At 45.0% G+C, this 10,204-nt stretch carries 11 protein-coding genes; 8 read left to right on the top strand and 3 right to left on the bottom strand.

The window, feature by feature from the left end; translation table 11 throughout:
- Nucleotides 1-137 precede the first annotated feature (137 nt).
- Nucleotides 138-938, top strand: a complete 801-nt coding sequence (gene thiD / locus IM319_RS11125) for a bifunctional hydroxymethylpyrimidine kinase/phosphomethylpyrimidine kinase (protein WP_287674236.1) — start codon at nucleotides 138-140, stop codon at nucleotides 936-938.
- A 374-nt stretch (nucleotides 939-1,312) separates the two neighbouring features.
- Here the strand turns inward: thiD and IM319_RS11120 are convergent, their stop codons facing one another.
- Nucleotides 1,313-2,824, bottom strand: coding sequence for an ABC transporter permease subunit (locus IM319_RS11120; protein ID WP_287735627.1), 1,512 nt, complete (start codon nucleotides 2,822-2,824; stop codon nucleotides 1,313-1,315).
- A 198-nt stretch (nucleotides 2,825-3,022) separates the two neighbouring features.
- Between IM319_RS11120 and IM319_RS11115 the strand changes: the two genes are divergently transcribed.
- The 5 genes from IM319_RS11115 to IM319_RS11095 all read left to right on the top strand — a co-directional run bounded on the left by IM319_RS11115 (nucleotide 3,023) and on the right by IM319_RS11095 (nucleotide 7,275).
- Entirely contained in the window at nucleotides 3,023-3,778 is a 756-nt protein-coding gene (locus IM319_RS11115) for an amino acid ABC transporter ATP-binding protein (RefSeq protein WP_286824666.1), read from the top strand.
- A 325-nt stretch (nucleotides 3,779-4,103) separates the two neighbouring features.
- Nucleotides 4,104-4,454, top strand: a complete 351-nt coding sequence (locus IM319_RS11110) for a hypothetical protein (RefSeq protein WP_425185065.1) — start codon at nucleotides 4,104-4,106, stop codon at nucleotides 4,452-4,454.
- Nucleotides 4,455-4,533: 79 nt separating this feature from the next.
- The gene (locus IM319_RS11105; protein WP_287735625.1) at nucleotides 4,534-6,045 is read left to right on the top strand and encodes an AAA family ATPase; all 1,512 of its coding nucleotides are present in this window, start codon (nucleotides 4,534-4,536) and stop codon (nucleotides 6,043-6,045) included.
- Between the two features lie 134 nt (nucleotides 6,046-6,179).
- Complete coding sequence (locus IM319_RS11100) at nucleotides 6,180-6,533, top strand: DUF1257 domain-containing protein (protein WP_002731874.1); 354 nt, start codon at nucleotides 6,180-6,182, stop codon at nucleotides 6,531-6,533.
- A gap of 100 nt (nucleotides 6,534-6,633) precedes the next feature.
- The gene (locus tag IM319_RS11095; protein WP_287735623.1) at nucleotides 6,634-7,275 is read left to right on the top strand and encodes a class I SAM-dependent methyltransferase; all 642 of its coding nucleotides are present in this window, start codon (nucleotides 6,634-6,636) and stop codon (nucleotides 7,273-7,275) included.
- Nucleotides 7,276-7,300: 25 nt separating this feature from the next.
- Here IM319_RS11095 and IM319_RS22505 read toward each other — a convergent pair whose 3' ends face one another.
- Together IM319_RS22505 and IM319_RS11090 are read right to left on the bottom strand one after the other, a co-directional pair.
- Nucleotides 7,301-7,483 carry a DUF5615 family PIN-like protein gene (locus IM319_RS22505; RefSeq protein WP_353857196.1) on the bottom strand — a complete coding sequence of 61 codons (183 nt, stop codon included), beginning with the start codon at nucleotides 7,481-7,483 and terminating at the stop codon, nucleotides 7,301-7,303.
- Nucleotides 7,480-7,704, bottom strand: a complete 225-nt coding sequence (locus IM319_RS11090) for a DUF433 domain-containing protein (RefSeq protein WP_286825406.1) — start codon at nucleotides 7,702-7,704, stop codon at nucleotides 7,480-7,482. The genes IM319_RS22505 and IM319_RS11090 overlap by 4 nt, the downstream gene beginning before the upstream one ends.
- Before the next feature lie 323 nt (nucleotides 7,705-8,027).
- Between IM319_RS11090 and IM319_RS11085 the strand changes: the two genes are divergently transcribed.
- Both IM319_RS11085 and IM319_RS11080 read left to right on the top strand, forming a co-directional pair.
- Nucleotides 8,028-8,432, top strand: a complete 405-nt coding sequence (locus tag IM319_RS11085; protein WP_286825405.1) for a hypothetical protein — start codon at nucleotides 8,028-8,030, stop codon at nucleotides 8,430-8,432.
- A 162-nt stretch (nucleotides 8,433-8,594) separates the two neighbouring features.
- A partial coding sequence (locus IM319_RS11080; protein ID WP_287735619.1) for a tetratricopeptide repeat protein occupies nucleotides 8,595-10,204 on the top strand: 1,610 nt, incomplete at its 3' end.

Genomic DNA, 10,204 nt, shown 5'->3' with positions numbered 1-10,204 from the left:
TGGACACGATTGGGACAGATAGCTGTTAGCAAGATTCAGTTAATTCGTCGTTCTAACGGTTTAATTGTTTCTCACTAATTCATATAAAGCCGCCCTCCGCTATCGCTAAAGGGCGGGGTTTCAGACCCAGTTTTTCGATGACTGCCATTGCCCTCACCATCGCCGGTTCCGATAGTGGTGGCGGCGCGGGAATTCAAGCTGATTTGAAAACCTTCGCCTTCCACCGAGTTCACGGCACCAGCGCCCTTACCTGCGTTACCGCCCAAAATACCCTGGGGGTCGAGCGCGTCGAGTCCTTAAGTCCAGAAATGGTGACGGCCCAAATCGATGCCGTGGTCAGGGATATCGGTGTGTCAGCGGTCAAGACGGGAATGCTGTTTAGCAGCGAGATTATTGAAGCAGTGACCGAGGCGATCGAGCGCTGGCGTTTGACCAGTTTAGTGGTGGATCCGGTTATGGTTTCGCGGGTGGGAGCCAAATTAATTGATGATCGGGCTGTAGATAGTCTTTTTGATAGTTTAATTCCTCTGGCTTCGATTATTACCCCTAATCGTTACGAAGCACAGCTTTTAAGTGGCATTGAGATCAATAATTTTGAGGCGATGAAAGCGGCCGCCGAAATTATTTTCCAGAAGTCGGCCACACCCGTATTAGTGAAAGGTGGCGGCATGAAAGGCCGGCTGCGTGGGGTTGATATCTACTTTGATGGTGAAGAATGGGAAACTTTTAAGACCAGAAGCGTCGAAACCAATAATACTCACGGGACTGGTTGTACCCTATCGGCAGCGATCGCCGCTAACCTCGCTTTGGGTGATGACCTGAAAATAGCGGTGAAAAAAGCCAAGGATTACGTTACTAACGCCCTCGATCATTCCCTCGCTATCGGTCGCGGAACCGGTCCAGTGGGCCATTTTTACCCCTTAAAAGCCCTAAATTAGTCAATTCATCCCAGAAGTTTATCGATGCCAATCGTAACTTGGAACGTTGGTTAGTACAAACTGGTAAGACAACTTTGGGGCCGGATATACTGCGCTCGCTGCCTCAAGAGTTCGGTGGTGATTTCTAGGCATATTTTTAGCTTTTCAAGAGTTGGTTGCCAGTATTTGATAAAAACTAGGACTTGTGCGCTACATTCTGGTAAATTCCCCTGCTATCTCTAACCCCGTGTGCAACTATAAAACTTCTTTCTTTCTACCCTAACTGTCCTTTGCCCGATTTGCTATAGTTTAATGCTTGAAATATCGATCATCGTCAAAAAAATCGGGTATCAAAGCTAATTCATACCCGAAAACTTTTCATCTCGATCGCTATCTTAGGCTTTCTGTTCCTGTTTAGATTTATGTAGGGGATCCATATAAATCTCTAAGCGCTTAAATACCACAGAGGAAAGGGTAGTTAAAACCAAATAAACTACAGCAACAGCGATATAAATCTCGAAAGCTTTATAGGTAGTGGCTACCATTAATTGACCTTGCCGGAATAATTCTTCAAAACCGATTACTGCCGCTAAACTGGTATCTTTAATTAGGGTGATAAATTCATTCCCCAACGGTGGCAACATCCGGCGAAACGCTTGGGGAAAAATCACCTCGCGCATGGTTTGCATCGGGGACATTCCTAAACTAGAACAAGCTTCCCATTGACCATTATCGATCGATTGAATACCGCCGCGCATAATTTCAGCTAAATAGGCCGCCACATTTAAACTTAGGGCAAATAAGGCCGCCGGTAAACGATCTAAGTCGATATTTAAGCCAATTTCTCGGAACAACCCGGGCAAACCAAAATAGATCAAGAATAATTGCACCAGCATGGGTGTTCCCCGAAAGAAATCCACATAGATGCGGCAAATTATTTTTAACCATTTGTAGGGAGAAATCAGGGCAATAGCCACTAAAGTTCCGCCGATTAACCCGAACAGAAAAGACAGAACCGTTAACAAAATTGTCCAGGGAACCCCTTTAAAAATCAGGTTATAGAATAATTCTCCCCAGTTAAAACTCGATTCCTGGAAATTCTTTAAAGCTGGGGCAACTAAAGGTAATTCTGGCGGTTTTTCTCCAAACCATTGCCGAAAAATAGCATCGTACTGACCACTTTCTATGACTCGACCGAGAGCATCATTAATTAATTGGAGATAGGGGGAATTTTTGGGTAAAGCAATGCCATAGAATTCTTCCGTTAATAATTCTCCGACCACTTTTACTCCCCGTAAACCCGCTTGTTTAATTGCATACAAAGTCACGGGTTTATCGTTAACTACCGCCTCGACTCGACCATTAATTAATTCCTGCAAAGCTAAAGCCGCCGAGTCAAATTGACTAACTGTTGCTCCCGGTATTTTTGTCGCTTCTAAGGCTCCCGTAGTGCCAATTTGAACGGCAATTCTTTTGCCTTTTAAGTCTTCAAAATTTTTAATCGTCCGATTATCTTCCCGAACAGCGATCGCTAAACCAGCCCTAAAATAAGGTCGAGAAAAAGAAATCGCTTGGGCGCGTTCGGCGGTGATGGTCATGCCACTAATAGCGGCTTCCACTGTTCTCGCTTGTAGAGCCGGAATAATGCCATCAAAGGGTAAATTTCTAAAGTCAATGTTGAGATCGGCTTCCTTGCCAATCGCCCGCATTAAATCGATATCAAACCCGGTTAATTGTCCCCCTTGTTGAAATTCAAAGGGCGGAAAAGTCGCTTCTGTGGCGACTCGAAAAGGATTAGGAGGAGTCTGAGAAAAAGCGGGAATAACACTTAATCCGATCGCCAAGACGAATCCTAACAAGGCAAAGATCCCTCTCTGCACCGCCCGCCCTCGCCAAAATTTAATCATTTTTTAAGTTTTACTCCTTGATTTTTTTGCTCAATTAAGCTATAAACTCTGACCTACTTCTCACTTAAGGCAGATGTAGAGAGACTATTTGAGTATTATGATTATTACCTTTGATAAAATGTCGTCAAGGATACAATCTGGCAGAAACTAATCTCGATACCTTTATACAGAATGTAAAATTTTTTACGAGAGGATATCATGACCACTACTACCCCTGTGATTGTCAGTGAAGGTTTACGCAAAAGTTACGGCCCTTTAGAGGTACTTAAAGGAGTTACAGGCACTCTTTATCAAGGGGATGTGGTATCGGTAATCGGTCCCTCTGGCTGCGGCAAAAGTACCTTTTTACGCTGTCTCAATCGTTTGGAAACAATTAACGGCGGCCGCTTGGAGGTGATGGGGATTGACATCTCTTCCCCGAAGTTAAATCAATCGGTCCTCCGCAAGTTACGCAGCCGGGTAAGTATGGTGTTTCAACACTTTAATCTTTTTCCCCATCTCACCGTTTTACAAAACTTGATGTTGGCCCCCAAGCAAGTGTTACACCACTCGGAAAATGAGGCTAAAGATACGGCAATTCATTATCTGGAAAAGGTGGGATTGGCCCCAAAAGCCGATGTTTATCCTGACCAGTTATCGGGAGGACAAAAACAACGGGTGGCGATCGCACGCAGTCTCTGCATGAAACCAGAGGTGATTTTATTTGATGAACCCACTTCGGCCCTGGATCCGGAATTGGTCGGGGAAGTGTTAAACGTTATGCGTCAATTGGCCGATGAGGGTATGACTATGGTGGTCGTCACCCACGAAATGCAGTTCGCTAAGGAAGTCTCTAACAAGGTTTTGTTCTTCAATCAAGGTGTCATCGAAGAAGCAGCTGATCCCGACACCTTCTTTAATCATCCCCACAGCGAGCGCCTACAAGCTTTTTTAAGTCGCATCAATAGTAATTAGGGTTTTAGGGTTTTAGGGTTTTGGAGTTTTAGGGTTTTGGGGTTTTGGGGTTTTAGGGTTTTAGGGTTTTGGAGTTTTAGGGTTTTGGGGTTTTGGGGTTTTAGGGTTTTAGGGTTTTAGTTCAATTTCCCCACTTCCCTATCACCCCACTTTTCCATCCCCCCACTTCCCCATCACCCCACCACCCCACTTCCCCACACCCCACTTTCCCACCAATTGTAAAGAAATGTTACAATTATGCTGTCATAACAGCTTACCATCTTGACAGGAGGGAAAGACAGTGGTTATAGTAGGGACACATACCCGGGTAAACCAATTTAGTGATATGCAAGACAAGCAAAAAGTCACACTGTACCTTCCCCCTGGAGTCCATCGTCAACTAAAAATAAGAGCTGCGATCGATGAAGAATCGATGTCAGGGCTGGTGGAAAAAGCGATCGCTTTCTACCTAAAATACCCCGAAAAGGTAGAAGAAATCGAAGCCGCCGCCTATGGCAAAACCTATCAGGTTCATGTCTGTCCCGAGTGTGATGCCGCCTTAGTGATGAAAGAAGATCGGCTAAGGTCAATCAAACGCCAGCCCGGAATAGTCGGCGACGAGTTCCCGCTCGAAGTTCCCGAACCCGTTGGTGCTCAAGGAACCGCCGAGGGAGAAGCAGCCTTAGTTACCTGCTAAACTCTCGGTAGCCGAACAAGGCAGCCGCCGCCATCAGCCGACCAAGGTCTAAACCGTTACCACAAATAGGGTCGATGTTATGAAAGAAGAGCTAGAAATTCTCGTCAAGGCTCAGTATCCCCTGATTTACCTCGTCACCTCCGAGGAGGAAAGGGCGGAAGAAGCCATCAGCAAAATAGCCCAACTAAATACACAACATCGACGGGTGTTTGTCTGGACTGTCACCCACGGCATGATCGAACAGGGTCAACCGCGCCAAACCAATCAACATAATACCGTGTCGCCAGAAGCGGCGATCGAATGGGTAGTGCGTCAACGGGAAGCGGGCATCTACATTTTCAAAGACCTGCATCCGTTCATCACTTCCGCTCCGGTGACTCGCTGGTTAAGAGATGCGATCGCCAGCTTTAAAGGAACTGAGAAAATCATTGTTTTAATGTCTCCCCTGCAAGAAGTCCCCATAGAACTAGAGAAAGACGTAGTAGTTCTAGATTTTCCCCTGCCGGACATGGGGGAATTAGACGAAGTTCTTTCCCAACACCTGAGCAAAAATCAAAATCGTCGTACCACCACGGAAGTCCGGGAAAAACTCCTGAAAGCGGCCTTGGGCTTAACCAAAGATGAAGCCGAAAAAGTTTACCGCAAAGCCCATGTAAAAGCGAACAAATTGACGGAAGACGAGGTAGAAATCGTCCTTTCCGAGAAAAAACAACTGATTCGCCGCAACGGAATTTTAGAATACGTTGAAGAGGACGAGACCATCAACGCCGTCGGTGGTCTGGAAGAATTAAAAAAATGGTTAAAACAGCGATCGAACGCCTTTACAGAAAGAGCCAGAAGCTACGGACTCCCCCAACCGAAAGGGATGCTAATTTTAGGAGTACCGGGCTGTGGTAAGTCCTTAATCGCTAAAACCACCTCGCGCCTCTGGGGTTTACCGCTCCTGCGCTTAGATATGGGACGGGTTTATGATGGTTCCATGGTGGGACGGTCTGAGGCTAACCTGCGTAATGCCTTAAAAACTGCCGAATCCATCTCTCCGGCCATTCTTTTCATCGATGAATTAGATAAAGCTTTTGCCGGTGGCACAGGATCCGCCGATTCCGATGGGGGAACCTCTAGCCGCATCTTCGGCTCCTTCCTGACTTGGATGCAGGAAAAAACCTCGCCCGTCTTCGTTATGGCCACAGCTAACCGGATTGAACGGCTACCGGGGGAATTCCTCCGCAAAGGGCGCTTCGATGAAATCTTCTTTGTGGATTTGCCCAATTCCGAAGAAAGACAAGATATCTTTAATATTCACCTGACTAAACGACGCTCCGACATTTCTCGCTTCGATTTGGAGCAGTTAGCCAAGGTATCCGATGGGTTTTCCGGTGCGGAAATAGAACAGGCGCTGATTGCCGCCATGTATGAGGCCTTCGCCCAAGATCGCGAATTCACGCAATTGGACATTATTGCGGCGATTAAGGCGACTCTGCCCCTATCTCGCACCATGACCGAACAGGTGACTGCCCTGCGTGATTGGGCCAGACAACGCGCCCGACCTGCTTCGGCCTCCGTCGCTGAGTACCAGCGATTGGAGTTCTAACAGACTTTCGCCCGCTCCCAACGGGATGAAAGGCTAGTTCTCAGGGACTAGCAATGCCTCGAAAAGCCGCTTGGCGGCACTCTTTAACTCTCAATCTGTTGTTGTTAATTCTTATCTACAAAGAGGAAATTCCAATGTCTCATTTTAGCACTCTCCGGACCAAAATCACCGATGCCGAAATCCTCAAAGCTTCTCTCCGCGACCTCGGCATTAGCGTGAAAACCGAAGCCGATGTTCGTGGTTACAACGGTCAACGGGTTCGCTCTGACATCGTTGCTGTTCTCGATGGCGAATATGATCTCGGTTGGTCTCGCAATACCGACGGCAGTTTCGATTTAATCGCTGACCTCTGGGGTGTAGCCAAAAAACACAATCAAACCGAATTGATCAACTCGATCAACCAAAAATACGCTGTGAACAAAACCCTATCCGAAGTGAAACAGCGCGGTCTGCAAAACGCTAACGTTAAGCTAGTCGTTCAAAGCTAATATTTACAGCGCGTTCCCAAGCCTAGGGGTTGACCAGTTCGGTTAACCCTTTTTTCTGTCTGTGGGGTATGTTAAGAATAGTAAAATTAACTTGACAAAAATGCTCCGACCCCAAGAAAGAACTAAACTCGATCCGACTCAAGACAGCGATTTTTATGCTTTTCCCCGCTTTGTCACCCACGTGGATCAGGGTTTTATCGATCAATTAACCGCTCTCTACCGAGAGATATTATCGCCGAATACGCGCCTTTTAGACCTGATGAGTAGCTGGGTGTCCCATTTACCGGAGGAGATGGAATTTGAGCATATCGAAGGTCACGGGATGAATGGGGAGGAGTTAGCCAAAAATCCTCGCTTAGATAGTTATTTTATCCAAGACCTCAATGCACAGCCAAAATTGCCCCTAGAGGATAGTTCTTTTGATGCGGTGTTAATCACGGTGTCGGTGCAGTATTTGCAGTATCCAGAGGCGATTTTTGCGGAACTGTATCGCATTTTAAGGCCCCATGGTCTGGTGGTGGTCAGTTTTTCCAATCGAATGTTTTATCAAAAAGCGATCGCTGCTTGGCGCGATAATAGTGATTTAGGCCGGGTGGCGTTAGTGAAATCCTATTTTCAATCGGTGGCGGGATTTAGGGAAGTACAGGCGATCGTTCGTCCTGCTACTACCCCCAGTTTCCTGCAAATGTTAGGAATTATGGTTGCTGATCCCTTCTATGCAGTGATAGGAAAACGCAGTTAAAATTCAGTACAAGATTACTGCCGTATTAACCCCCACTAATCTCCACTAATTTTTCACCAGACCTCAACAGATCTAACGCATCAAGTAAAGTCAAGCTGAGAATTTCACGCAACCGAGCATTCGATGTATTTCCACAAGTTAACCAAATGATTTGTGGGGGTGCTTGCCAACGTTCAACTAAATCTACGAAATCGCTATCCTTGGTCAAGCAATTAAAACAGGGTGATTGAGTTTACATGAAGCGTAGGTAAGCGATGCTTTTAAGTCATCCATTTCTAGATCTGGTAGTTCTTCCAAAATTTGTTCAGCACTCAGCCCTGCTGCAAATAGATCTAAAACATCAGACACGCGAATTCTCATGCCACGAATACAGGGGCGACCACCACACTGTTTGGGATTTACTGTGATTCGTTCAAGTAATTTTGACATTTGATCTAACCTCCACAATTAAGTGTTTATCGAAAAGATTCCAGCCACAATTCCCAAAATAATTATAGGATTAAGACTTCCCCTATTTTACTCTTCAACTCAACGAATAGGCTTACTTGCTGGGTATGACAGCAGGTAACACCTGCATACAGTCCGCACAAATTGGAATGAAGCTAAAACTCCCAGTTGGACTTTTTCTGTCAATCCAACCTACAAGAGCTACAAGAGCTAGTTGGAACGAGACAATTGGGATAGGAGAACCAATTTTACCCTAAAAAAAATAGTTGTGCTAGAATGGCGAAAAATTCTCGCAATTGATGATTATGTTAGCAGAATTAGCCGCCGCCGAAATCGCTAAAATCGCCTTTGAAGCTGTTATCGGTAAATTAACGGAAGGAGCAATGGATAAAGGTGTAGAATTGTGGCAAAAAATTAAGCAAAAGTTACAAAAGGAACCCACCGCAGCCAAGGTTTTAGCGGCAGCAGAACAAACCAAATCCGAGGCAATGATTGAACAACAAGTGGTTCCTTTTTTACAGGTAGAAATGCTCAAAGACCCCAATTTTGCCCAAGAAATCCAAACCCTAGCACAACAAATTATTACAATTAATCAGAATCAAACAGAAACGAAAACTCAAATTGGTACGCAAATTAACAAAGATATTAAACAACAATTGAACATTCAAGAAGTTAAGGGTGATTTAAATCTAGGAATCCCTCCTGAATGACTGGCGGATCTGCACGCAAAAGCAGACGCAATAGAAAATAATCGCAGTAGTCAAAGGAGTATTTTCAGGGGAGGAGATGCTCGAAAAAGGCTCGTCCATTGGCAGGGAAGAGAGGAGGAAATCACCCAAATTAAGCAGTGGTTTAATAATAAAAATGTTGCGATGATTGGCATCAAAGGAGTTGGGGGAATTGGTAAATCTACCCTAGCTAGTAAAATTTTTGAGGAGAAAATTACCCTCGCTCCTTCCCTAGAGGACGATGAAGATTTATTCCCAAAACGCTTTTGGTGGGAAGCGGGAAATCCGGGCGGATTTAGTGGTTTAGCTCGCCAAGTCCTGAGGGAATTTGGTTATCCCGTCCCCGAAAAAGAGACACAATTACAGGAAGCTTTAATCAGGCAATTGCAACGGCATCGCCACCTAATTATTATCGATAATCTAGAGAGTTTATTAGGGGAAGATGGTTCTTGGAATAATGAATTTTATCAGCAGTTTTTCACCGCTTGGATAGAAAAAGGGGACACCAGCAAAATTATAGTCACCACCAGAGAAAAGCCAAAAACTAGGGGTTTTAACCATTGGATTGAGCTAAAAGGTTTGAAACCACCTGAAGGGGCGCAATTGTTAGCAGAATCGCAAATAACAGGGGATATAGAGAACTTTTCTCGACGGGTGGATGGGCATCCATTACTATTGCGATTGGTGGCGGATTTGCTCTTAGCAGAATTTCCGCAAAACCCCAGTTTAGAAAGGTTAGCGGATTTGGGATTAGGAAATTTATCACAACTTTTGAGCGATCCGCAGGTGATGGGTAGCCATCGTCAAGAGACAGTGGGAATTGCTTTAGTTTTGGATGCTAGTTTTCAGCGACTTAGCCAAAGACAGCAGGAATTATTCACTAAAACCAGCATTTATCGTCGAGAATTTGATTCTCCGGCAGCTAAAGCAGTGATGGATAATTACCCCGAGATCGCACTATCCGAGATCACGGCAGATCTGCGAGAATTGCAGCGACGATCATTATTAGAAGAAAAAGAGGAAAATCGCCAGCGAATTTTTAGTTTTCAGCCTTTAGTTTGGGAATATGCACAATACAAAGCCGGCGATCAAAGGGAATTACACCAAAAAGCGATCGCCTATTATCTTTCTATTGCTAAACCCGACTCGTGGGAAACCCTCAACGATGTGCAACCTTACCTAGAAATTTTCTATCATCGCTATCAGTTAACCGACTACGACAATGCTTTTGATATTCTCCGTCCTATCGAGGATTTTCTTACCCTGGGAGGCTATTATCATATCTTAGCCGATTATTACCTGCAATTAGTCACTGTTTACCAACAACAGGAAGATCAAACCCACTGGAAATATACCGCATCCCTCACCAGTTTAGGCAATGTTTACAAATCCCTAGGAGAATACCAAAAAGCGATCGAGTTTGATCAACAGTCCTTAGCAATCACACGGGAAATCGGTGATCGGGGGGGTGAAGGGAAATCCTACAATAATTTAGGCAATGTTTACTATTCCCTAGGAGAATACCAAAAAGCGATCGAGTTTTATCAACAGTCCTTAGCAATCTTTCAGAGAATCGGTGATCGGGGGGGTGAAGCGACTTCCTACAATAATTTAGGCAATGTTTACAATTCCCTAGGAGAATACCAAAAAGCGATCGAGTTTCATCAACAGTCCTTAGCAATCAAACGGGAAATCGGTGATCGGGGGGGTGAAGGGAAATCCTACGGTAATTTAGGCAATGTTTACTATTCCCT

The sequence above is a fragment of the Microcystis sp. M113S1 genome, from assembly GCF_020246945.1.
Lineage (GTDB): Bacteria > Cyanobacteriota > Cyanobacteriia > Cyanobacteriales > Microcystaceae > Microcystis.
The sequence above is the reverse complement of the archived record's forward strand: the minus strand, read 5'-3'. Positions and strand labels throughout refer to the sequence as shown.

Bases quoted from the DNA above. Each gene is read 5' to 3' on its own strand.
- IM319_RS11120 (WP_287735627.1), bottom strand. From the start codon at position 2,824: ATGATTAAATTTTGGCGAGGGCGGGCGGTGCAGAGAGGGATCTTTGCC.
- IM319_RS11085 (WP_286825405.1), top strand. From the start codon at position 8,028: ATGTTAGCAGAATTAGCCGCCGCCGAAATCGCTAAAATCGCCTTTGAA.
- IM319_RS11105 (WP_287735625.1), top strand. From the start codon at position 4,534: ATGAAAGAAGAGCTAGAAATTCTCGTCAAGGCTCAGTATCCCCTGATT.
- IM319_RS11115 (WP_286824666.1), top strand. From the start codon at position 3,023: ATGACCACTACTACCCCTGTGATTGTCAGTGAAGGTTTACGCAAAAGT.
- IM319_RS11100 (WP_002731874.1), top strand. From the start codon at position 6,180: ATGTCTCATTTTAGCACTCTCCGGACCAAAATCACCGATGCCGAAATC.
- IM319_RS11110 (WP_425185065.1), top strand. From the start codon at position 4,104: ATGCAAGACAAGCAAAAAGTCACACTGTACCTTCCCCCTGGAGTCCAT.
- thiD (WP_287674236.1), top strand. From the start codon at position 138: ATGACTGCCATTGCCCTCACCATCGCCGGTTCCGATAGTGGTGGCGGC.
- IM319_RS11090 (WP_286825406.1), bottom strand. From the start codon at position 7,704: ATGTCAAAATTACTTGAACGAATCACAGTAAATCCCAAACAGTGTGGT.
- IM319_RS11095 (WP_287735623.1), top strand. From the start codon at position 6,634: ATGCTCCGACCCCAAGAAAGAACTAAACTCGATCCGACTCAAGACAGC.